Below are 22,653 nucleotides of genomic sequence, written 5' to 3'. Positions count from 1 at the left end.
GGCGGTCCTCAGTCGCCGGCGGCGCCTTCGGGTTTGGGTCCGCGCCCCTCGCCGGTCAGATACTTGGGGCAGTACGAGCCGGCCGCGATGGCGGTGAACTTGGCCGCGCCGTTCCCGGTGAACCCCGGGTTGCGCAGCTGGAGGTTGTTGACGATCTCCTGGTCCGAGTGACCCGTATCGACGAGTTCGCACACCGTCTTGGCGGCCGCGATCGCCGCGGCCGGATCCTGATAGGTCAGCCCGGCGTCTTTGAGTTCGTTGAGGAACAAGGCGTCGGCGGCCGGATCGGGCGCGGGGCTGGGGCTGGTGCTGGGGTCGGCGTGCGCCGGAATCGCCAAGGCAACCGTGCTGGCGACGGCCAGCAGCGTCATCAGGCCTCTCATAACTCCCGGATTCTCCCAGAGTTTGCCCGCCCCTGCACCCACCGAGTCCCCCCGAGCGGCAGAAGTTCAAATGGTGTTGGCTTGGACGATGTGGCTGCCATCTTGATTGTCCTGGACGTTTTTGTCGGCATCCTCGCGGTGGTCGGGCTGATAGCCACCTGGAATCGCCTGCGGGCACACCGCAGGCGCTCGGGCGCCAAGGGCGTGGTGCTGGTCGTCGATCGCCTCACCCCGCGACGCAAGAATGTGGCACGACTGCAGGTGAGCCTGCGGATGGTCGGTCCGGAGGTGCGCTACGAGGTGGGACTCGATCTGGAATCCGACGGCCACCCGTTCGAGGTGTCCACGCCCAAACCCGCGCTGCGGTCGTCGATGGGCTGCGAGGACGAAGAAATATTGTGGGGATTCGAGGTCCCGGAAGATGAGCTCGACAACATCTGGATCGTCGCTTCCTGGATCGCCGCCGAAAACGCCAACCTGCGCATGGCGGCACTCGCCTCGAACCTCGGCACGTCGGAGGTCTACGAGTGGCGGTGGGCGGCCGACTGGCGCGTCTCGGGAGCCGGCCACTGGCGGAAACGACGCAGCCCGACGATTCCCCCGCGCGGCATCCCGGGGATGGGCCCGCTGCAGTTGGGTCGAGCACCCGGACGCGGTCGCGGCCGCACTTCGCGGTAGCGGCTATTGGGGTCCGTTGGCCACGCTGGTGTGCGGCAAAGCGCCCGGGCAATACGCGGTGGCCGCGATCGCGGCGAACTTGGCGGCGTTTTCTTCGCGAAGTCCCGGATTGCGGTCTTGGACGGTCCTGACCACATCCACCATCTGCGTGCCTTGGCCGACCGCTTGGCAGACCCATTTGCCCGCCGCGATCGCTCGGGCCGGATCCGGGTAGGTGACGCCGGTCGCCTGCAGCGCGGCCAGGAACTGGTCGTCCATCCCGTCGGCGTGCGCGGGTGCGGCCGTACCGACCAGCGCGACGGCGGCGACCAGCAACAAGGGGCGTCTCATAGCCCACTGATCGTTGCAGACCCGCCGCTGATCCGCATCTCTTTTCCACCGGTCGGTCACCGGCGGCCAGGGAAGTTGACCCCTGCCGTTTCCGTCCGGCAGTGTGCGATTATTCGAAGATGCGCCGCTGGCTGATCGTCTCGTGCACCATCCTGATCGCCGCCGCCGCCAGCCTGGCCGTCACCGAGGTGGCCGTCCCGCGCGCGTGGGCCGGGGACGCACCGATCGGACACATCGGCGACACCCTGCGGGTCGACACCGGCAGCTACGTCGCCGACGTCACCGTCAGCAGCGTGGCCCCGTGCGACCCGCCGCCCGGCTTCGGCTACACCCGCAGCGGCGTTCCGATCAAGAGCTTCCCCGGCAGCACCCCGAACCGCGCCGACGTCACCGTGCGCGCGGTCCGGGTGCCCAACCCGTTCATCATGGCGACCGCGTTCAGCTTCACCGGGGTGACTCCCTACGCCGACGCCTACAAGCCGCGCGCCACCGACGCCCCCGACGATTTGGACAACGTGCTCGTCAACGCCCCGAACGGGGCGATCGTGCGCGGCGGGGTGTACTGGGACGCCTACCGCGACCCGGTCTCCAACGTGGTGCTGTTGGACCGCAAGACGGGCCATCACCTGGCGCAGTGGAATCTCTGACACCAGACGTCCAGCTCGCCACGGCGGCGGGCGGTCAGGCTCCCGAACTGGCCCGAGTCGCCGCCCTGACGTTTCCGCTGGCGTGTCCGCCGACGGCGGCCGCGGAGAACATCGCGTCGTTCATCGAGGCCAACCTCTCGCCGGACCGCTTCGCGCAGTACCTCGCCGACCCCGACCGGGCGGTCATCACCGCGACCCAGTCCGGCCGAATCGTCGGTTACGCCATGCTCATTCGCGACAGCGACGCTACCCGCGCCGAGCTGTCCAAGATCTACGTGCTGCCCGACCAGCACGGCCGCGGAGTCGCCTCGGCGCTGATGCAGCGGGCCCTCGACGTCGCCCGCAGCTGGGGCGCGGGCCGTGTCTGGCTCGGCGTGAACCAGGAAAACCAACGCGCACAACGCTTTTACGCTAAATGCGGATTCCGGATCAACGGCACCAGAACATTTCAGGTCGGCGCCCAAGTCGAAAACGACTACGTCATGGTTCGGGAACTCGATCAGCCGCCGCGGTCAGCGCCAAGAGGCGCGACGTCGCCCGCAGATACTTCTTCCGGTAGCCGCCCGCCAGCATCTCCGCGCTGAAAATGGTGTCCAACTTCGCCCCCGAGGCCAGCACCGGGATGCCGGCATCGTAAAGCCGGTCGGTTAGCGCTACCAGCCGCAGCGCCACGTTCTGATCGTCGATGCCGTGCACGCCGGTCAAAAACACCGCCGTCACACCCTCGATCAGGGTCAGGTAGCGCGACGGATGCATGGTCGCCAGATGCGCGCACAGCGCGTCGAAGTCGTCCAGCGTCGCGCCGTCGGTGCCGGCGGCCCGGGCGGCGACCTCGTCGTCCGACGGCGGCGGCGGCGCCGGCGGCAGACCGCGATGCCGGTAGTCGGGACCCTCGATCCGCACCGTGGTGAAAATGCTTGCCAGCGCGTTGATTTCGCGCAGGAAATCCTGCGCCGCGAAGCGGCCCTCGCCGAGCTGCTCGGGCAGGGTGTTGGAGGTGGCCGCCACCGACACACCACGCTCGACCAACGACGACAGCATCCGCGAGACGAGCGTGGTATTGCCCGGGTCGTCGAGTTCGAACTCGTCGATGCACACCGCCGTGTAATCGGCCAGCAGCTCGATGCATTCGGTGAACCCGAACACCCCGGCCAGTTGGGTCAACTCGCCGAACGTGGCGAACGCCTTCGGGTGTTCGGGCTCGCCCGGCCCCGACCCGGGCAGCTGGTAGTAGGCCGAGGCCAGCAGATGCGTCTTGCCCACGCCGAACCCGCCGTCGAGGTAGATGCCCACGCCGGGCAACACCTCCCGGCGCCCGAACAGTTTTCGCCGCCCGGCCCGCCGCTGTTCGGCCGTGCGGCAGAAGTCCTGACAGGCCCGCAACGCGGCGGCCTGGGTCGGCTCGGCCGGGTCGGGGCGGTAGGTGGCGAAGCTCACATCGGAAAACGTTGGGGGCGGCCGCAATTGGGAGATGAGCCGGTCCGGCGACACGCTCGGGTGCCGATCCACCAGGCGCTGTACACGCGTGCCGTCGCCTGTCGAGGTGGACCCGTGCATGCGAAAATCCTAGCGGCGTGCTGCAATCGTCCTCATGGCCGACTCCGGCACCGGCAGAGCCGCCGAAACCGCACTGACCCTGCTCGACTCGGGCCGCGCAGTCGGCGACGGCGAACTCCCCCAGCTCTACGCCTATCCGGATGGCGTCGACACGTGGGTGCGGGCGAATTTCATCACCAGCATCGACGGCGGGGCCACCGCCGACGGCAAGAGCGGCCCGATGGCCGGACCCGGTGACCGCCTGATCTTTTTCCTGCTGCGCGAACTCGCCGACGTCATCGTCGTCGGCGCGGGAACCGTGCGGGTGGAGGGATATTCCGGTGCGCACGCCGGCGTCGCCGAACGCCAGCGCCGGCAGGCCTGCGGGCAAAGCGAGGTGCCGCAATTGGCGATCGTCAGCAGATCCGGCCGGTTGGACCGCGATATGGGCGTGTTCACCCGGACCGAGGTGGCGCCCCTAGTGCTCACCTGCACGGCGGCGGCCGCGGAGACCCGCCGACTGCTCGGCGACCTGGCCGTGGTCATCGACTGTTCCGGCGCAGATCCCGGCGAGGTCGATGAGGCCGCCATGCTGGCCGCGCTGCGTGCCCGCGGCATGCGCCGGGTGCTGACCGAGGGCGGGCCGATGCTGCTGGGCTCGCTGATGCAGCGCGGCATGCTCGACGAGTTGTGCCTGACGATCGCGCCGTACGTCGTCGGCGGGCAGGCCCGCCGCATCGCGACGGGTCCCGGTCACGCGCTGACGCCGATGAGCTGCAGCCACATCCTGACCGACGCGGCAGGCTACCTGTACACGCGCTACGTGCGGGCTTAGCCCTGCCGGGCCAAACCACGCGGAATGGCTCACGCGGAATGGCTACTGTAGTCGGCATGAGACGGCACAACAGGTCCGCAGCGGCGCTGCTCCCGTTGACCGTCGCCGCGGCCACCCTGCTGACCTCCTGCATCCCGGTACTGCCCGCCGACCCGCGCTTCGTGACCAATTCCGGCGCGCGGCCCCAGGGCGCGGCCACCACCAAACCACCGCCGGCCGGCCCGCCGCCGATCGCCGCGCCCAAGAACGATCTGCCCTGGCACGACTGCACCGCGAAGGTGTTCACCGACGCCGGCATCCGGCCGGCACCCGGTGGGATGCAACTGGATTGCGCGAATTACGACGCCGACCTGGACCCGGTCAACGGCGGCTCGGGAACCGTCAGCATCGGCGTGGTGCGGGCCCGGTCCACCCAGACACCGAAGGACGCCGGGCCGGTCGTCTTCACCACCGGCTCCGACCTGCCGTCGTCGCAGCAGCTGCCGGTGTGGCTGTCCCGGGCCGGCGGCGACGTGTTGGCCGCCCACCCGATCGTCGCCGTGGACCGGCGCGGCATCGGCATGTCGAGCCCGATCGACTGCCGAGACCACTTCGACCGTCAGGCGATGCGCGATCAGGCGCAATTCCAAAGCGGCGACGACCCCGTCGCCAACCTGTCCGGCATCTCGAATACCGCGACGGCCAACTGCACCGACGCCATCGCGCCCGGGGACAGCGCCTACGACAATTCCCACGCCGCCTCCGACATCGAGCGGCTGCGCAGCCTGTGGGACGTGCCGTCGGTGGCGTTGCTGGGGATCGGCAACGGCGCTCAGGTCGCGCTGGCGTACGCCTCGTCGCGCCCCGATAAGGTCGCGCGACTGATCCTCGATTCCCCCGTCGCATTGGGGGTGAGCGCCGAAGCGGCCGCCGAACAACAGGTCAAGGGCCAACAGGCGGCGCTCGACGCGTTCGCCGCGCAGTGTGTGGCGGTGAACTGCGCGCTGGGCGCCGACCCCAAGGGCGCCGTCAGCGACCTGCTGGCCGACGCCCGGGCCGGCCGCGGGCCCGGCGGCGCCTCGCTGGCGGAGCTCGTCAACGCCATCACCATCGCGCTGGGCTTCCCGTCCGGCGCACGGGTCAACGCGACGACCAGCCTGGCCGACGCGCTGGCCGCGGCCCGCTCCGGCGATTTCAACCAGCTGACCAACCTGATCAATCACGCCGACGCCACCCGCGACACCGACGGCCAGTTCGTCAACTCCTGTAGCGACACGATCAACCGGCCGACTCCGGACCGAATTCGCGAACTCGTCGTCGCCTGGGCCAAGCTGTATCCCCAATTCGGCACCGTGGCCGCGCTCAACCTGGTCAAGTGCGTGCACTGGCCCACCATCTCGCCGCCGGCGCCGCCGAAGACCCTCAAAGTCGACGTCGTCCTGCTCGGCGTGCAGAACGATCCGATCGTCGGCAACGAAGGCGTCGCCCAGACCGCAGCCACCGTCATCAACGCCGGGGCGGCCAGCCGGCGGGTGATGTGGCAGGGCATCGGGCACGGCGCCAGCATCTACACGCCCTGCGCGGGTCCGCCGCTCGTCGGCTATCTCAACAGCGGCAAGCTCCCCGGAACCGACACCTACTGTCCCGCCTGACACGGTCGGGGGGTTTCATCGGCGCGGCGTCGCTGCGGTGTACGGTGCGCTGGTGACGGCAGCTGATTCGACCCGGGCCGGCTTGCGTGATTCGGTGCTGGCCGCCTTCCGTCCCCGCTCCGGACCGCCCAGCGCGGCGACGGTATTGCGGTCCGCCCTGTGGCCGATCGCCATCTTCTCGGTACTACACCGCAGCATCATCCTGACGCTCAACGGCAACATCACCGACGACTTCAAGCCGGTGTACCGCGCGGTCCTCAACTTCCGTCGCGGCTGGGACATCTACAACGAACACTTCGACTACGTCGACCCGCACTACCTGTATCCGCCCGGCGGCACCCTGCTGATGGCGCCCTTCGGCTATCTGTCGTTCAACCCGTCGCGGTATCTGTTCATCCTGATCAACACCGTCGCGATCCTGATCGCCTGGTATCTGCTGCTGCGGCTGTTCGACTACACGCTCGCCTCGGTGGCCGCGCCCGCGCTGCTGCTGGCGATGTTCTGCACCGAAAGCGTGACCAGCACGCTGGTATTCACCAACATCAACGGCTGCGTACTGCTGGCCGAGGTGTTGTTCCTGCGCTGGCTGCTGGACGGGAAAGTCGGGCATCAGTGGTGGGCCGGGTTGGCCATCGGCTTGACGCTCACGCTCAAGCCCGTGCTCGGTCCCCTGCTGCTGCTGCCACTGCTCAACCGGCAGTGGCGGGCGCTGATCCCTGCCTTCCTCGTGCCAGCGGTCGTCAACGCCGTCGCCTGGCCGCTGGTCAGCGATCCGATGGACTTCGTCACCAAGACGCTGCCGTACATCGGTGGCACCCGGGACTACTTCAACAGCTCGATCGAGGGCAACGGGGTGTACTTCGGCCTGCCCACCTGGCTGATCATGTTCCTGCGAATTCTGTTCGTGTTGATCACGATCGGCGCACTGTGGCTGCTGTACCGGTACTACCGCACCCGGGACCCGCGGTTCTGGTACACCAGCTCGTCGGGGGTGCTGCTGCTGTGTTCCTGGCTGGTGCTGCCGTTGGCCCAGGGCTACTACTCGATGATGCTGTTCCCGTTCCTGATGACGGTGGTGCTGCAGAACTCGCTGATCCGCAACTGGCCGGCCTGGCTGGGTGTCTACGGTTTCCTGACGCTGGACGACTGGCTGATCTACCGGTTCATGCGGTACGGCCGCGCGCTGCACTATCTGAAGATCACCTACGGGTGGTCGCTGCTGCTGATCGTTGCGTTCACCGTGCTGGTGTTCCGGTACTTGGACGCCAAGGCGGAAAACCGGCTGGATGACGGCCTGGATCCGGCATGGCTGACGGCGGATCGTGAGGCAGCGGGCGCAGCGGGTCAGCTTGAATCGCGCTAGCGTTGACCGCAAGCACGGCGCAGCCGGGCGCAGCGGGTCAGCGCCATTCGCGCTAGCGTTGACAGATGACTTCCTCCGACTTGTCGCAGCCTAAGGTTCAGCTGACCGATGACGAGTGGCGCAAGAAGCTCACGCCCGAGGAGTTCCAGGTGTTGCGCCGGGCGGGCACCGAGCGGCCGTTCACCGGCGAATACACCGACACCAAGACCCAGGGCATCTACCAGTGCCGGGCCTGCGGGGCCGAACTCTTTCGCAGCACCGAGAAGTTCGACTCGCACTGCGGCTGGCCGTCGTTCTTCGACCCGGCGCAGTCCGACGCAGTGATCCTGCGTCCCGATCACTCGTTCGGCACTACCCGCACCGAGGTGCTCTGCGCGAACTGCCACAGTCATCTCGGTCACGTGTTCGCCGGTGAGGGTTACCCGACGCCGACCAACCAGCGGTATTGCATCAACTCGATCTCGCTGCGCCTGGTGCCGACGGAAGGCTAACCTCGCGTGTTGCCGCGACACTTAACCAGTTGCGACGACACGCCGAAAAGCACCGCAGTAGTTTAAGTTTCGCGGGAGCTTTGCACCGCGCCGCCGCGTCTGTGGTGGTGTGGACGAGGTATTCGTGGGCAGTGAGGCGGTGCGCGGCGGCCAGGTGAGCCCGTATCGGCTGCGGACCCGCTTTCGCGCGATCCATCCGGACATCTATGTGTCGACCTGCGCGACGCCGTCGTTGCGAACGCGTTGCGCGGCGGCGTGGCTGTGGTCGGGGCGGCGCGGTGTGCTGGCCGGGCTCGCCGCGGCGGCGCTGCACGGGTCGCAGTGGATTGGCGAGGACGAGCCCGTCGAATTGATTTGGCGCAACCCGCATCCGCCGGTCGGGGTGATCACCCGCAATCAGCGCATCGAGCCCGACGAGATCACCCGGGTCAGCGGTTTGCCGGTCACCACGCTCGCCCGGACCGCGTTCGACCTGGGCAGGCACCTGGGCACCGGCGAGGCGGTAGCGCGGCTCGACGCGTTGATGCGCGCGACACCGTTCTCGCCCGACGATGTGCTGCTGCTGGCCAAGCGGTACCCCGGGGCGCGCGGTCTGCGACGGCTCAGATCGGCGATTGTTTTGGTCGACCCCGGCGCGGCGTCGCCCAAGGAGTCGTGGCTGCGCCTGCTGCTGATCGAGGCCGGACTGCCCGCCCCCACGACGCAGATACCGGTACAGCAGAACTGGCAACTGATCGCGTACCTCGACATGGGGTGGGAGGAATACCGGGTGGCCGCCGAATATGACGGCGATCACCATCGCGCGGATCGTCGGCAGTATGCGCGCGACCGGGACCGGCTTGCCCGGCTCGACGAGCTGGGGTGGGTCGTCGTGCGGGTGATCGCCGGGGACAAACCCGACGACGTGGTGCGCCGGGTCCGCCGGGCACTTATCCGCCGCGGCTACCGCGACACTTAACCAGTTGCGACGACACGCCGAAAAGCACCGCAGTGGTTTAAGTCTCGCGCGCCGGACCGGACGGCGCCGGGCCGGGCCGGACCGGGCCGGGGCTACGGGCTGGGGGTTAGTCGAGGCGGGTGGCGTGCACTTCCCAGAACGGCGCATGCGCCGGTGTGCCGTCGAGCCACGGCTCGACGACCCGGAAGCGCTCCAACAACTGCTCGGCCTGCTCGGCCATCTCGGGAGCGCGCGCGGCCATCAGCTCGATGCTCTCGACGCTGACGTTCACCAGGTAGGTCGTCGTGCCCAGGTACGTGATCTCCCAGCCGCCGGCCGGCAACACGTCACGAAAGTCGCTCTCGGACAACGACCGCAACATCTTGAAGCCGTTGACGTTGTGTTCGCCGAACTCGAACATGTAGAGCCGGGCACCCGGCTTGGTGGCGCGGTGCAGCGCCTGCACGTAGGACTGCCGAAGCTCGGGTTCGGTGCTGAAGGTGTGGTAGAAGGCGCAGTCGACGACGGTGTCGAACCGGTTTTCCAGCCCTTCCAGCTTGGTGGCATCGGCCAACTCGAAAGTCACTGACACACCCGCCTTTCGGGCGTTTTCGCGGGCCCGCTCCAGCGCCGCCGCCGACCCGTCGATGCCGGTCGCCGAGTAGCCCTTGGACGCGTAGTAGATCGCGTGATGGCCGGGGCCAGTGCCGGGGTCGAGGACCTCGCCCTTGATCGCGCCGAGCGCGACCAGTTGCTGGACGACGGGCTGCGGGCCGCCGATGTCCCATGGGGTGGCGGCCGGCAGGCCGCGCGAGATCCGCTGGTCGCGGTACATCTCCTCGAAGCGGGTGGGGTCGTGCGGGTCGAAAGGCGCGGTTGTCATGGCAGCGCATTCACCAGCTGCTCGACGGGCACCCGGGGGCCGGTGAAGAACGGTGTCTCCTCGCGGGTATGCCGACGGGCGTCGGTGGCGCGCAGCTCCCGCATCAGGTCGACGATGCGGTGCAACTCGGGCGCTTCGAAGGCCAAGATCCATTCGTAGTCACCGAGCGCGAACGCCGGCACCGTGTTGGCGCGCACATCCTTGTATTCGCGGGCGGCCATGCCATGCTCGGCGAGCATCCGGCGGCGTTCCTCGTCCGGCAGCAGGTACCACTCATAGGACCGCACGAACGGATAGACGCAGATGTAATTGCCGGGTTCCTCGCCCGCCAGAAACGCCGGGATGTGGCTCTTGTTGAACTCCGCCGGGCGATGCAACGCCACGCTGCTCCACACCGGCGAGCTGACCTGCCCCAGCGTGGTGGTGCGGCGGAAGTCGGCGTAGGTGGCCTGCAGCGCCTCGACCCGCTCGGCGTGCGTCCAGATCATGAAGTCGGCGTCGGCCCGCAGACCGGCGACGTCGTAGAGCCCGCGCACCACCACGCCGCGTTCCTCCTGCTGCTTGAGGAATCGGGTGGTCTCGTCGATGACGGCGTCGCGCTGGTCACCCAACTCCCCGGGCTCCACCGAAAACACCGAGAACATCAGGTAACGGATCGTCGAGTTGAGGGCGTCAAAATCGATCTTGGCCATGAGACCTATCGTGCCACTTCCGTGCCCGAGCCCTCGGTGGCCCTGATCACCCGCTCGGCGGCCTCGCCCGCGGCGCCGATGCAGGCCGGCACGCCGATCCCGTCCAGGAAACTGCCGGCCACGGCGATCGTCGCCGGTAGCCCGGCCCGCAGCTCGGCGACCACCGCGGCATGCGCCGGCCCGTACTGCGGCATCGCGTCGATCCATCGCTGCACCCGGGCGTCGACGGGCTCGACGTGTAGGCCGAACACGGTTTCCAGGTCCTCGGCCGCCCACGCCAGCAGCTCCTCGTCGGAGGCGGTGACGGCCAGGTCGTCGCCGAACCGCCCGAACGACAACCGCAGGAATGCCAACTCGCCGGTCGCCCCCCACTTGCGCGACGACAACGTAATCGCCTTGCCGCGCAACGCTTCTCCGGAGGCCACCAGCACACCCGAGCACTCCGGAAACGCGGTGTCACCCGGCACGGCAAGCGCGACCACCACCGACGACGCGCTGACGATCCGCCGCGCCGCCGCGCAGCTCTGCGCGGCCACACCGTCGAGCAGGCCGGCCAACCGCGGGGCGGGAATGGCCAGGATCACCGCGTCGGCGTCCCAGTGCGCGCCGGTGTCGTCGCGCAGCACCCAGCCCCGCTCGCCGCGGTCGATCCGGTCGACGGCCGCGCGCACCCAGCTCGCCCGGGCGCGGGCGGCGAGTTCGTCGACCAGCACGCGGTAGCCGCCGTCGAGCGCGCCGAACACCGGCGCACCCGTCGCCGGCGGCAACCCGCGCCGGACCGCGTCGGTCAGGCTGGCGGCGCCGCGATCCAGCGCGGCCGCGACACTGGGCGCCGCGGCGCGCAGCCCGATCGTGGCCGCCGAGCCCGCGTACACCCCGCTCAGCAGCGGGTCCACCGACCGGGCCACCGTCTGCTCGCCGAACCGCTCGCCCACCAATTCGGCTGCAGCGGGATCACTTCCGGGCCGCCAATCGATCGGCCGCCCCGGCTCGGCGTCGATGCGCGCAACGGTGGCGTCGTCGACGAGCCCGGCAACCGACGCCGACGACGACGGGATCCCGGCCACCGTGCCCGCCGGCAGCGGGTGCAGCCGCCGCTGGCTGTAGAGCAGCGGCCGGGCCGCGGTGGTGCCGAGCTGACGGTCGGACAGGCCCAGCTCGGCCAGCAGCGCCGGCATCTCGGGGCGGCGCAGCACGAACGCCTCGGCACCCAGATCCATCGGCCGTCCACCGACCTGTTCGGTGCGCAGGATGCCGCCGAGCTTCTCGCCCGGGTCGAACAGCGTGATGTTTGCGTCGTCGCCGGCCGCCACGCGCAGCCGATAGGCGGCCGTAAGGCCCGAAATGCCGCCGCCCACAACACAATACGAACGAGTGGTCATAGTGAGTGGACCAGCGAGACCAGGTCGGTGAGCACACCGGGATCGGTCTCGGGCAAGACCCCGTGACCGAGGTTGAAGACGTGCCCGGCCGCCCCCGCGTCGACGGCGCGACGTCCATCGTCGACGACGGCGCGCGCCGCGCGTTCCACCACGGGCCAGCCGGCCAGCGCCACCACCGGGTCGAGGTTGCCCTGCAGTGCCTTGCCGGCCCCCACCCGGGCGGCGGCGTCGGGAAGCGAAGTGCGCCAGTCCACCCCGACGACCGTCGCGCCGGCTTCACCCATCGCGCCCAGCAGTTCGGCCGTCCCCACCCCGAAATGCGTCATCGGCAATCCGTATTCGGCCAGCGTCGCAAAGACCCGGGCGCTGTGCGGCAACACGTACTGGCGGTAGTCGGCCAGCGACAGGGTGCCCGCCCACGAGTCGAACACCTGGATCGCGTCCACTCCCGCCTGGATCTGTCCACGCAGGAACCCCACCGTGAGGTCGGTCAGCTTCGCCATCAGCGCGTGCCAACTCGCCGTCTCGGACAGCATCATTGCCTTGGTGCGGGCGTGGTTTCGGCTGGGCCCACCCTCGACCAGATAGGAGGCCAGCGTGAACGGCGCGCCGGCGAAGCCGATCAGCGGGACGTCGCCCAGCGCATCGACCAACAGCGAGACGGCTCGGCAAACCGGCTGAATCGCTTGTGGCTCAAGTGGTTTCATCGCGGCAATGTCGGCGTCGGTGCGGATCGGGTGAGCGATCACCGGTCCGACGTCGGCAACGATGTCCAAGTCGATACCGGCGGCGCGCAGCGGTACGACGATGTCGGAGAACAGGATCGCGGCGTCCACGTCGTGTCGGCGGACCGGCTGCAGGGTGATCTCGCAGACCACCTCGGGCTCCAGGCACGCCGCCAGCATGGTGTGGTGCCGGCGCAGCGCCCGGTACTCGGGCAACGAGCGGCCCGCCTGCCGCATGAACCACACCGGCACCCGGCCGGGTTTGCGGCCGGTCACCGCAGCCAGGTAGGGCGACTCGGGAAGGGCACGACGCGTACTCATCGACGTCAATGCTGCCACGCTGCCGGTTTGGTGCCCGGGCGGCGGCCGAACGGGTCCGGGTGCGCTGCGTAACATCGACCCCGTGCCCGTAGCGCCTGTTCCCGTCGATTACGACGAATTCCCCAGCCTTCGCTTCGAGACGGCCGACGTCACCGGCCTGGACGGCGTGCTGACGCTGGTCCTGGACGCACCGGGACTCAACTCGGTCGGCCCGCAGATGCACCGCGACCTGGCCGACGTCTGGCCGATGATCAACCGCGACCCGACCGTGCGCGCGGTCCTGGTCCGCGGCGAAGGCAAGGCGTTCTCCTCCGGCGGCAGCTTCGACCTGATCGCGGAGACCATCGGCGACTACGAGGGTCGGCTGCGCATCATGCGCGAGGCCCGCGACCTGGTACTCAATATCGTCAACTTCGACAAACCGGTGGTCTCGGCCATCCGTGGCCCGGCCGTCGGCGCCGGCCTGGTGGTGGCGCTGCTGGCCGACATCTCGGTGGCCGGGCGGACGGCCCGACTCATCGACGGGCACACCAAGCTCGGGGTGGCCGCCGGTGACCACGCCGCGATCTGCTGGCCGCTGCTGGTCGGCATGGCCAAGGCGAAGTACTACCTGATGACCTGCGACACGCTGCTGGGCGAGGAGGCCGAGCGCATCGGCCTGGTTTCGGTGTGCGTGGACGATGACGACGTGCTGGCGACCGCGAGCCGGATCGCCGGCGACCTGGCCCAGGGCGCGCAGAACGCCATCCGCTGGACCAAACACAGCCTCAACCACTGGTATCGCATGTTCGCACCGGCCTTCGAGACGTCGCTGGGCCTGGAGTTCCTCAGTTTCAGCGGCCCCGACGTGCAGGAAGGACTGGCCGCGCATCGGGAGAAACGCCCCGCGCGGTTCACCGGCTAAATGCCCTCTGAGCTGGATCGACGGCATTTGGTCACGGCTGGGCGGAGGCCCGGTAACAGCTTGGTCGCGCCGGGTTTGAAAGCGGCGCGCCTGTCGCGGCGGGTCCGGCGATGGGTCTAGCGTCGATGCCTGTGACCCGCGCATACGACGATGCGGACCGGAGGCAAAGAGGAGGGGCGGCAGTGACCTCAGTCGAACCGGCCCCGTTCCGCGAGGCGGTCGCGGCGATGAACGCCGTGCACGCCCGCCCGGAGATCGAGCTGGGCCCCATCCGCCCCCCACAGCGCCTGGCACCGTTCAGCTATGCCCTGGGCGCCGAGGTCAAGCACCCCGATCTCGACATCGTGCCCGAACGGTCCGAGGGCGACGCGTTCGGCCGGTTGATCCTGCTGCACGACCCGGACGGCGCCGACGCCTGGGACGGCACCATCCGGCTGGTCGCCTACATCCAGGCCGATCTGGACTCGCACGAGGCCGTCGACCCACTGCTGCCCGAGGTGGCGTGGAGCTGGCTGGTCGAGGCGCTGGAATCGCGGACCGACCAGATGACCGCGCTCGGCGGCACCGTCACCGCCACCACGTCGGTGCGCTACGGCGACATTTCGGGGCCGCCGCGGGCCCACCAGCTCGAGCTACGGGCCTCCTGGACGGCGACCACACCGGCCGTCGGGGTGCACGTCGAGGCGTTCTGCGAGGTGCTCGAGCACGCTGCTGGCCTACCGCCGGCCGGGGTCACCGACCTGAGTTCGCGGTCACGCGCCTGATATGCGGGACCCGGAGGCCTGCGGGCCCGACGGCACCGCGCCCGATGACCCCCCCGAGACTGTGTCCGAACCGGGGCCCGAACCGGCACCCGTTCCCCTGCTGCACCCGGCCGACGGCATGCCCGAGCTCTCGGTGACGGTCGGCCAGATCGCCGACGCTGCACGACTGCTGGACCGCGGACACGGCCCGTTCGCGGTGGACGCCGAGCGGGCGTCGGGGTTCCGCTACTCCAATCGGGCCTATCTGATCCAGATCCGGCGGGCCGGCGCCGGCACCGTGTTGATCGACCCGGTCAGCCACGGCGCCGACCCGCTGACCGCGCTGCGGCCCGTCGCCGAGGTGCTCGGCACCGACGAATGGATCCTGCACGCCGCCGATCAGGATCTGCCCTGCCTGGCCGAGGTCGGCATGCGCCCGCCCGCGCTGTATGACACCGAGCTGGCCGGGCGGCTGGCCGGGTTCGAGCGGGTAAACCTGGCGGCGATGACCGAGCGGCTGCTGGGCCACGGCCTGGTCAAGGGGCACGGCGCCGCCGACTGGTCCAAACGGCCGCTGCCCGCCGAGTGGCTGAACTACGCGGCCCTGGACGTCGAGCTGCTGGTGGAACTGCGCGCGGCGATCGCGGCCGTGCTGGCCGAACAGGGCAAAAGCGATTGGGCGGCACAGGAATTCGACTACCTGCGCAGCGTCGGCAGCAGGGAGGCGGCACCGCGGCGGGACCGTTGGCGACGCACGTCGGGCATCCACAAGGTGCGCGACCGCCGGGCACTGGCCGCGGTGCGCGAACTGTGGACGGCCCGCGACAACATCGCCGCCCGCCGCGACATCGCCCCGCGCCGCATCCTGCCGGATTCGGCGATCATCGACGCCGCGCTGGCCGACCCGAAGACGGTCGACGACCTGATCGCCCTGCCGGTGTTCGGCGGCCGCAACCAGCGGCGCAGCGCGCCGATGTGGCTGGCCGCGCTGCAGGCCGCGCGCGAGAGCCCGGACCCCCCGGAGGACGCCGAACCGCCCAACGGGCCGCCCCCGCCGGCACGGTGGAGCCGACGCAAACCGGAGGCGGCCGCCCGGCTGGAGGCGGCCCGGGCCGGGCTGTCACGGCTGTCGGAGCGGGTGCACGTGCCGACCGAGAATCTGGTCGCACCCGACCTGGTGCGGCGACTGTGCTGGGACTGGGCGGACGTGCCGGACCCGGTCGAGGCCGTCGAGGAGTTCCTGTGCGCCGGCCAGGCGCGTGCCTGGCAACGCGAACTGGTCGACCTGGTGCTGGCGAGCGCGCTGCAGCCCAGGGCCGAAGACGACTAGTCGAGGTGCTCGCGGATCTCCGCCTCGGATTCGGAACTGCCCAGTGCGGCAACCCAACCCGTGATCCGGCGGGCCACGTCCTGATCGGTGAGCCCCAGCTCGGCCAGCACCTCGCCGCGGGACGCGTGCTCGTAGAACTCCTGGCGCAGCCCGACATCGCGGCACGGCAGGTCGATCTCGGCGGTGCGCAGCGCCGCCGAAATCGCCGACCCCACACCGCCATTGACGCCGTTGTCTTCCAGCGTGACCAGCAGCTTGTGCTGCGCCGCCAGTTCCACCACGCCGTGCGAGACCGGCAGCACCCACCGCGGATCGATCACCGTGACTCCGATCCCCTGGTTGTGCAACCGCTTGGCCACCTCCAGCCCCATCGGGGCGAACGCGCCGACCGCCACCAGCAGCACGTCGTGATTGAGCCCACCGGCCGGCACCGCGAGGACGTCGACGGCCGAGATCCCCGATCCGAGCCGCTCTAGGGCCGGAATGCCTTGGCCCACATCGCCTTTGGGGAACCGTATCGCGGTCGGGCCGTCCGTCACGTCGAGCGCCTCGCCGAGTTCCTCGCGCAGCCGGGCGCCGTCGCGCGGGGCGGCCACCCGCATGCCGGGCACGATGCCCAGCATCGACATGTCCCACATGCCGTTGTGACTCGGGCCGTCGGAACCGGTGATCCCGGCGCGGTCGAGCACAAAGGTGACGGGCAGTTTGTGCAATGCCACGTCCATCATGATCTGGTCGAAGGCCCGGTTGAGGAAGGTCGAATAGATGGCCACCACCGGGTGCATCCCACCCATCGCCAGCCCGGCGGCCGAGGTGATCGCGTGCTGTTCGGCGATGCCGACGTCGAACAACCGATCCGGGAACCGCTGCCCGAACGCCGTCAGCCCGGTGGGACCGGGCATCGCCGCGGTGATCGCCACGATGTCGCGACGTTTCCCGGCGTACCCGATCAGCGCGTCGGAGAAAGTCGCCGTCCAGCCCGGGCCGGGAATTTGGGTCGCCTGCCCGGTGACCGGGTCGATCGGCACCGTCGAGTGCATCTGCTCGGCCTCGTCGGCCTCGGCCGGCGGGTATCCCATGCCCTTGCGGGTGGCGACGTGCACGATCACCGGGCCGCCGAAGCCGCGGGCCCGCCGCAGCGCCGCCTCCACCGCGCGTTCGTCGTGGCCGTCGACGGGCCCGACGTACTTCAGCCCGAGGTCGGTGAACAGCAGCTGCGGGGCCAGCGAGTCCTTGATGCCGGCCTTGACGCTGTGCATGAAGTGATAGCAGATCTCACCGATCAGCGGTACCGCGCGCATTACGTCGCGGCCCTTTTCCAGCACCTGCTCGTAGGCGGGTTGCAGCCGCAGCATGGCCAGATGGTCGGCGACACCGCCGATGGTCGGCGCGTAGCTGCGGCCGTTGTCGTTGACGACGACGATCACCGGGCGCCGGGAGGCGGCGATGTTGTTCAGCGCCTCCCAGCACATGCCGCCGGTCAGCGCACCGTCGCCGACCACCGCGACGACGTGCCGGTTGCGGTGCCCGGTCAGCTCGAACGCCTTGGCCAGGCCGTCGGCGTAGGACAGCGCCGCGCTGGCGTGGCTGGACTCGACCCAGTCGTGCTCGCTTTCGGCCCGCGACGGGTACCCCGACAGCCCGCCCTTCTTGCGCAGCGTCTCGAAGTCCTGGCAGCGTCCGGTCAGCATCTTGTGCACGTAGGCCTGGTGACCGGTGTCGAAGATGATCGGGTCGTGCGGCGAGTCGAACACCCGGTGCAGCGCCAGCGTCAGCTCGACCACACCGAGGTTGGGTCCCAGGTGGCCGCCGGTGGCCGCCACCTTGTGGATCAGGAACTCGCGAATCTCTTTGGCCAGATCGCGAAGCTGCCGCTGCGACAGGTGCTGCAAATCGGCAGGCCCGCGGATCTGTTCGAGCATCCCGTCAGTCTACGCAGCGACGCACAGATCTAGCCCGCTACGCGGCGCCGAACAAGTCGGCGAGCGTGTCGTGCAGCTCGGGGTCGGCCAGGACGACGACCTCGTCGCCCGCCCGAAGTTCGGTGTCGCCGCGCACCGGCACCAGCCCGGTGGCGCGGACCACGATGCTCACCCAGATGTCGCCGACCCGGTCGCCGAGGCCCTGCACCGTGCACCCCTGCGCGGCCGAGCCCGGCGCCACGCCGAACCGGTGCACCCCTTCCGGTTCGTCCGCGAGCCGGACGCCGATCTGCCAGGGCCGGGTTTGCACGGTGCGCACCGGCAGCCGCAACAGGCGCGCCAGGCCGGGCACCGAGCTGCCCTGGACCAGTACCGAGAAGATGACGACCACCACCACGATCCCGTACAGCCGCTCGGCGTCGGCGATGTGGGCGGCCCGCAGGAACTCACCGAGCAGGATCGGCACCGCCCCTTTGAGCCCGGCGAGCAGAACGAAAACTCGTTCGGTGCGCTGCAGCCGGACCGGAAGCAGGCAGGCCCCCACGGCCAACGGCCGGATCAGCACGGTCAGCGCCGCCCCGAGAACCAGCCCGGGCAACCAGACGTCCGGCCGGGCCAGCACGGTCAGGTCGACGGTCAACCCCAACACGGCGAACGCGACGATCTCGGCCAGCCCGGCCAGGGCGGCATGGAACCGCTTGATCTCCGGCTTGTACGGGGCGCGGGCGTCGCCGATGACGATGCCGGCGACGAACACCGCCAGGTATCCCGACCCGTGCGCCAGCGTGGCGATGCCGTAGAGCATCAGACACGAGGCCAGCGTCCGCAGCGCGTAGAGGCCTTCGCTGGGCAGCGCCACGCGGCGCATGAAGACCAGCAGGGCGCGCCCGCCGAGCACCCCGACGGCCAGGCCGACCACCATCTGAGCGACGAATTGTGTTCCGACACTGGCGAATCCGGCCGCGCTTAGCCCGCCAGCGGCGATCAGGCTGGACATCAGCGCGATGCCGACCGGGTCGTTGGCGCCGGACTCGCCCTCCAGGATGGTGCTGCTGCGACCCCGGATCTCGCGTTTGCCCAACACCGAGAACACCACGGCCGGGTCGGTGGGCGCCACCGCCGTGGCCACCAGCACCGCGGGAAACCAGCCGATGCCGCAGACGTAGTGGACGATCAGCGCCGCCCCGGCGGCGGTCAGCGCCGTGCCGACGACCCCGACCGACAGGATCGGGGCGGCGGCCGCCCGAAACCGCGACGGCCCGATGTGCATGCCGCCGTCGAACAACACCAGAACCAGCGCGATGGTCATCACCCGCTCCACCGCCAGCTCGGACGGCGCCTGCACGCCGGGCAGCGCATGCACCGCGAGGGCGGCCCCGACGAGAACCAGCAGCGGCACCGGGATTTTCACCCGCTCGGTCAGACGGTTCGCCAGCACCGCGGCCAAACCGACGGCACTGCAGAACAAGACGAGCGCTGCGTAACGGAGGGTCTCGTTCACGGTGTGACCACCAGCGCCTTTCGATCGGTCGGCAACCTCATCGCCGACCAGGCTTCCCGGCACACCGCGTCGGAGTCTAGCGGCGAGTCAGCAGCGCGACGCACTCGGTGTGGTGGGTCAGCGGGAACGCGTCGAACACCCTGATCCGGTCGACGCTGTACCCGTGACCGAGGTAGAGGCCGACGTCCCGGGCGAAAGATGCTGCCTCGCAACCGATGTGCACTACTCGCGGCACGCCGGCGGCGGCGAGCAGGCCGATGATCTCGCGGCCGGCGCCGGACCGGGGCGGGTCGAGCACCGCCACGTCCGCACCGTTCGGTTGCGCCGAGATCGCCCGGCGCACCGAGTCGGTGACGACGTCCACCTGTGGCAACTCGGCCAGCGCGGCCCGCGCCGCCCGGGTCGACGCGCGCGAGGTGTCGACGGTGAGCACCCGCCCGGACTCCCCGACCGCGTCGGCCAGCGTGGCGGCGAAAACCCCGACACCGCCGTAAAGATCCCACACCCGCATGCCCGCACCGGGTTGCGCCCACTCCGCAACCAGCGCGCTGTAGACCCGCGGCGCCTCGCGATGCGCCTGCCAAAACGCGGTCACCGGCACCTGCCAGGTCCGCCGGCCCACCCGCTGGGTCGCCTGGTGATCACCCTGCACCACATTGGTCGTCGTGCGCCCGCCGCGGCGCAGCGTGCGCACCACGTGCCGTCGGTCGTCGTCGTCGACGGCGACATGCAGCTGGGCGGTGGGCGTCAGATCCACCGCCGAACACGCCGGCACCAGCCCGTCCAGCATCCCCGGTGCCAGTTGCGCGCAGCCCAGATCGGTGACCAGCTCCTCGCTGTGGTAGCGGTGGAAACCCGGTTGCCCGTCCGCCCCAACCTCCAGACGCACCCGGGTGCGCCAGCCGGTCGCGCCACCACCCGACAGCGGTTCGGCCTCGCCGCTCCAGTGGTGGCCGCCGAGGCGCGCCAGCTGATTGGCCACGATCTGCGCCTTGAGTGCCCGGACCGCCTCGGGACGGGCGAATGCCAGATCGCAGCAGCCGGCCCCGTGCACCCCGGCGATCGGGCACAGCGAGTCGATCCGATCTGCCGACGCTTCAATCACATCGAGAACCTCTGCGTGCCAATATGATCCGCGGTCGGCCGTGACCCGCACCCGCACCCGTTCGTTGGGCAGGGCGTAGCGCACGAACACCACCCGGCCTTCGTGGTGGGCCACACAGCTGCCGCCGTTGGCGGGGGCGCCGGTGACCAGCGAGAGCTCCGCTACCGACGCCTCGGACCGCACCACGTATCCCTCGCCCAAATCGAGTTAGTCGAAGATCCCGCGGCGCGCGTCGCCGGGAGCGGCGTGCGGTTGCAGCGTCTTGAGACGCTCCGACGAATTCAATTGCCACGGAACGGAAGTGACCATGACGTTGGGCATGAACAGCAACCGGCCCTTGAGCCGCAACGCACTCTGGTTGTGCAGCAGCTGCTCCCACCAGTGCCCGACGACGTACTCCGGGATGAACACCGTCACCACGGTGCGTGGCGATTCCTTGGCCACTCGTTTCACGTAATCGAGGATGGGCCGGGTGATTTCACGGTAGGGCGAGGCGATCACCTTGAGCGGAACGCTGATTTCGCTTTCCTCCCAATTGTGCACGAGCTTACGGGTTTCCGCGTCGTCGACGCTGACAGTCAGGGCCTCCAGCACGTCGGGACGGGTCGCGCGCGCGTAGGCCAGTGCCCGCAGGGTCGGCAGGTGCAGCTTCGACACCAGCACCAGCGCATGGTTGCGGCTGGGCAGCACCACGTCGCGCTGGGTGGCGGCTTGTTCTTCCAGCTCCCGGTTGACGGTGTCGTAGTGCTTGCGGATCAGCTTCATCACGACGAACAGCGCGCTCATCGCGACGATCGCGATCCATGCGCCGGCAAGGAACTTCGTGACCAGGACCACCAACAGCACCGCGCCGGTGGACAGCAAGCCGACCGTGTTGACCATCCGCGAGCGCATCATCTTGCGCCGCACCGCCGGATCGGTCTCGGTGCGCAACAGCCGGCTCCAATGCCGGACCATGCCGATTTGACTCAGCGTGAACGAGATGAACACCCCGACGATGTAGAGCTGGATCAACGCGGTGACCTCGCCGCGGAAGGCGATCACGAACGACAATGCCGCCACCGACAGGAACAAGATGCCGTTGGAGAACGCCAGCCGGTCACCGCGGGTGTGCAGTTGCCGGGGCAGGTAGCTGTGTTGTGCCAGCACCGACCCCAACACCGGGAATCCGTTGAACGCGGTGTTGGCCGCCAGCACCAGGATCAACGCGGTCACCGTGGCGATCAGCAAGAACCCGATGCGGAAGTCGCCGAACACCGTTTCCGCCAGCTGGGTGACCAGAGTCTTCTGCAGATAGCCGGCCGGGGCCCCGGTCAGCTGGGTGGCGGGGTCGTCGACCACCTGCACGTGAATCTGCTGGGCCAGCACGATGATGCCCATCAGCAGCGTCACCGCGATCGCGCCGAGCATCAGCAGCGTCGTTGCGGCGTTGCGCGACTTGGGTTTTTCAAACGCCGGCACCCCGTTGCTGATCGCCTCGACACCGGTCAGCGCCGCACAACCCGACGAGAACGAACGGGCCAACAGGAACGCGAACGCGAAACCGACGATCTGGCCGTGCTCGGCATGCATCTGAAAACCCGCGGATTCGGCACGCAACGGGTTGCCTAGCACGAAGATCCGGAACAAGCCGTAGCCGATCATCACGACCACCCCGACGATGAAGGCGTAGGTCGGGATCGCGAAAGCCACCCCGGACTCCCGGATGCCGCGCAGGTTCAGCGCCATCACCAACAGGATGGCGACCACGCAGAACCACACCTTGTTGTGCGCCACGATCGGAACCGCCGAACCGATGTTGGCCATCGCCGACGACGTTGAAACTGCAACCGTGAGAACGTAATCCACCATCAGGGCGCTGGCCACCACCAGTCCGGCGGTCTCGCCGAGGTTGGTGGTGACCACCTCGTAGTCGCCGCCGCCGGACGGGTAAGCGTGCACGTTCTGCCGGTAACTGGCCACCACCACCAACATGACCGCGGCCACCGCGAGCCCGATCCACGGCGTCAACGCGTAGGCGGCCGCTCCCGCGACAGAAAGCATCAAGAAGATTTCCTCGGGTGCATACGCCACCGAGGACAGCGCGTCCGAGGCGAATACCGGCAAGGCGATGCGCTTGGGCAACAGGGTGTGGCTCAGCCGGTCGCTCCGCTGCGGCCGACCGATCAGCAACCGGCGCGCTGCGGTTGAAAGTTTGGACACGAGAGCCAAGAGTAAGCGTAACGGGCCGTGCCGGTAGCGTTCCGTGGGCGAGAATATTCCCGACGGAAATCGGCCGGCCAATTGAGTTTGCCGAGGAATGACACAGACAGGA

The 22,653-nt window shown here is 69.3% G+C and carries 21 protein-coding genes and 1 pseudogene; 11 read left to right on the top strand and 11 right to left on the bottom strand.

Going from position 1 to position 22,653, the window contains the following annotated elements:
- Positions 1-8: 8 nt before the first annotated feature.
- Positions 9-383: a DUF732 domain-containing protein gene (locus AWC25_RS10445; protein WP_069401569.1), complete on the bottom strand. Its 375-nt coding sequence runs from the start codon at positions 381-383 to the stop codon at positions 9-11.
- 81 nt (positions 384-464) lie between these two features.
- On the opposite strand from AWC25_RS10445, the gene AWC25_RS10440 reads away from it, so the two are divergent.
- A complete protein-coding gene (locus tag AWC25_RS10440; RefSeq protein ID WP_085166744.1) occupies positions 465-1,061 on the top strand; it encodes a hypothetical protein in 597 nt (198 codons plus the stop codon).
- Between the two features lie 3 nt (positions 1,062-1,064).
- Here the strand turns inward: AWC25_RS10440 and AWC25_RS10435 are convergent, their stop codons facing one another.
- Complete coding sequence (locus AWC25_RS10435; RefSeq protein WP_069401567.1) at positions 1,065-1,391, bottom strand: DUF732 domain-containing protein; 327 nt, start codon at positions 1,389-1,391, stop codon at positions 1,065-1,067.
- A gap of 119 nt (positions 1,392-1,510) precedes the next feature.
- Here AWC25_RS10435 and AWC25_RS10430 point away from each other — a divergent pair, with 119 nt between their 5' ends.
- Positions 1,511-2,038, top strand: a complete 528-nt coding sequence (locus AWC25_RS10430; RefSeq protein ID WP_069401583.1) for a hypothetical protein — start codon at positions 1,511-1,513, stop codon at positions 2,036-2,038.
- Positions 2,026-2,535: pseudogene (locus AWC25_RS10425) on the top strand (GNAT family N-acetyltransferase); the annotation flags it as partial. The gene AWC25_RS10430 and the pseudogene AWC25_RS10425, both read left to right, overlap by 13 nt.
- Here AWC25_RS10425 and zapE read toward each other — a convergent pair.
- Positions 2,519-3,595: a cell division protein ZapE gene (gene zapE, locus AWC25_RS10420; protein WP_069401566.1), complete on the bottom strand. Its 1,077-nt coding sequence runs from the start codon at positions 3,593-3,595 to the stop codon at positions 2,519-2,521. The pseudogene AWC25_RS10425 and the gene zapE sit on opposite strands and share 17 nt — an antisense overlap.
- A 34-nt stretch (positions 3,596-3,629) precedes the next feature.
- On the opposite strand from zapE, the gene AWC25_RS10415 reads away from it, so the two are divergent.
- From AWC25_RS10415 to AWC25_RS10395, 5 genes are all read left to right on the top strand, one after another.
- Entirely contained in the window at positions 3,630-4,409 is a 780-nt protein-coding gene (locus tag AWC25_RS10415; RefSeq protein WP_085166743.1) for a pyrimidine reductase family protein, read from the top strand.
- A 38-nt stretch (positions 4,410-4,447) separates the two neighbouring features.
- The gene (locus AWC25_RS10410) at positions 4,448-6,040 is read left to right on the top strand and encodes an alpha/beta hydrolase (protein WP_085166742.1); all 1,593 of its coding nucleotides are present in this window, start codon (positions 4,448-4,450) and stop codon (positions 6,038-6,040) included.
- A 37-nt stretch (positions 6,041-6,077) separates the two neighbouring features.
- A complete protein-coding gene (aftC, locus tag AWC25_RS10405; protein WP_085166741.1) occupies positions 6,078-7,403 on the top strand; it encodes an arabinofuranan 3-O-arabinosyltransferase in 1,326 nt (441 codons plus the stop codon).
- 65 nt (positions 7,404-7,468) lie between these two features.
- Complete coding sequence (gene msrB / locus AWC25_RS10400) at positions 7,469-7,894, top strand: peptide-methionine (R)-S-oxide reductase MsrB (RefSeq protein ID WP_069401562.1); 426 nt, start codon at positions 7,469-7,471, stop codon at positions 7,892-7,894.
- Between the two features lie 109 nt (positions 7,895-8,003).
- The gene (locus AWC25_RS10395) at positions 8,004-8,852 is read left to right on the top strand and encodes a hypothetical protein (RefSeq protein ID WP_069401561.1); all 849 of its coding nucleotides are present in this window, start codon (positions 8,004-8,006) and stop codon (positions 8,850-8,852) included.
- Positions 8,853-8,958: 106 nt separating this feature from the next.
- Here AWC25_RS10395 and AWC25_RS10390 read toward each other — a convergent pair whose 3' ends face one another.
- Genes AWC25_RS10390 through hemE form a run of 4 tightly spaced genes read right to left on the bottom strand, consistent with a single transcriptional unit; the run spans position 8,959 to position 12,834 of the window.
- Positions 8,959-9,714, bottom strand: a complete 756-nt coding sequence (locus AWC25_RS10390) for a class I SAM-dependent methyltransferase (RefSeq protein WP_069401560.1) — start codon at positions 9,712-9,714, stop codon at positions 8,959-8,961.
- A complete protein-coding gene (hemQ, locus tag AWC25_RS10385; RefSeq protein ID WP_085166740.1) occupies positions 9,711-10,406 on the bottom strand; it encodes a hydrogen peroxide-dependent heme synthase in 696 nt (231 codons plus the stop codon). The genes AWC25_RS10390 and hemQ overlap by 4 nt, the downstream gene beginning before the upstream one ends.
- 5 nt (positions 10,407-10,411) lie before the next feature.
- Positions 10,412-11,788 carry a protoporphyrinogen oxidase gene (locus AWC25_RS10380; RefSeq protein WP_085166739.1) on the bottom strand — a complete coding sequence of 459 codons (1,377 nt, stop codon included), beginning with the start codon at positions 11,786-11,788 and terminating at the stop codon, positions 10,412-10,414.
- Positions 11,785-12,834 (bottom strand): uroporphyrinogen decarboxylase, encoded by a 1,050-nt coding sequence (hemE, locus tag AWC25_RS10375; RefSeq protein ID WP_085166738.1) that lies wholly within the window; start codon positions 12,832-12,834, stop codon positions 11,785-11,787. The genes AWC25_RS10380 and hemE overlap by 4 nt, the downstream gene beginning before the upstream one ends.
- Before the next feature lie 82 nt (positions 12,835-12,916).
- Between hemE and AWC25_RS10370 the strand changes: the two genes are divergently transcribed.
- The 3 genes from AWC25_RS10370 (at position 12,917) to AWC25_RS10360 (ending at position 15,811) form a co-directional block, all read left to right on the top strand.
- Entirely contained in the window at positions 12,917-13,738 is an 822-nt protein-coding gene (locus AWC25_RS10370; RefSeq protein WP_069401556.1) for an enoyl-CoA hydratase/isomerase family protein, read from the top strand.
- A 131-nt stretch (positions 13,739-13,869) separates the two neighbouring features.
- On the top strand, positions 13,870-14,502 hold the full coding sequence (locus AWC25_RS10365) for a DUF3000 domain-containing protein (RefSeq protein ID WP_372513607.1): 633 nt from the start codon (positions 13,870-13,872) through the stop codon (positions 14,500-14,502).
- Positions 14,503-14,620: 118 nt separating this feature from the next.
- Positions 14,621-15,811 carry a ribonuclease D gene (locus AWC25_RS10360; RefSeq protein ID WP_232327161.1) on the top strand — a complete coding sequence of 397 codons (1,191 nt, stop codon included), beginning with the start codon at positions 14,621-14,623 and terminating at the stop codon, positions 15,809-15,811.
- On the opposite strand, the gene dxs is transcribed toward AWC25_RS10360, so the two are convergent.
- The 4 genes from dxs to AWC25_RS10340 form a co-directional block, all read right to left on the bottom strand.
- On the bottom strand, positions 15,808-17,733 hold the full coding sequence (dxs, locus tag AWC25_RS10355) for a 1-deoxy-D-xylulose-5-phosphate synthase (RefSeq protein ID WP_085166737.1): 1,926 nt from the start codon (positions 17,731-17,733) through the stop codon (positions 15,808-15,810). The two genes, AWC25_RS10360 and dxs, sit on opposite strands and share 4 nt — an antisense overlap.
- Positions 17,734-17,770: 37 nt before the next feature.
- Entirely contained in the window at positions 17,771-19,234 is a 1,464-nt protein-coding gene (locus tag AWC25_RS10350) for a cation:proton antiporter domain-containing protein (RefSeq protein WP_085166747.1), read from the bottom strand.
- 76 nt (positions 19,235-19,310) lie between these two features.
- The gene (locus AWC25_RS10345) at positions 19,311-20,522 is read right to left on the bottom strand and encodes a class I SAM-dependent RNA methyltransferase (protein ID WP_069401581.1); all 1,212 of its coding nucleotides are present in this window, start codon (positions 20,520-20,522) and stop codon (positions 19,311-19,313) included.
- Between the two features lie 24 nt (positions 20,523-20,546).
- Positions 20,547-22,541: an APC family permease gene (locus AWC25_RS10340; RefSeq protein WP_069401553.1), complete on the bottom strand. Its 1,995-nt coding sequence runs from the start codon at positions 22,539-22,541 to the stop codon at positions 20,547-20,549.
- Positions 22,542-22,653 lie beyond the last annotated feature (112 nt).

The organism is Mycobacterium sherrisii (assembly GCF_002102355.1).
Classification (GTDB): Bacteria; Actinomycetota; Actinomycetes; order Mycobacteriales; family Mycobacteriaceae; genus Mycobacterium; species Mycobacterium sherrisii.
Note: the sequence above shows the minus strand (reverse complement) of the source record. Positions and strands in the feature narration are given on the sequence as shown.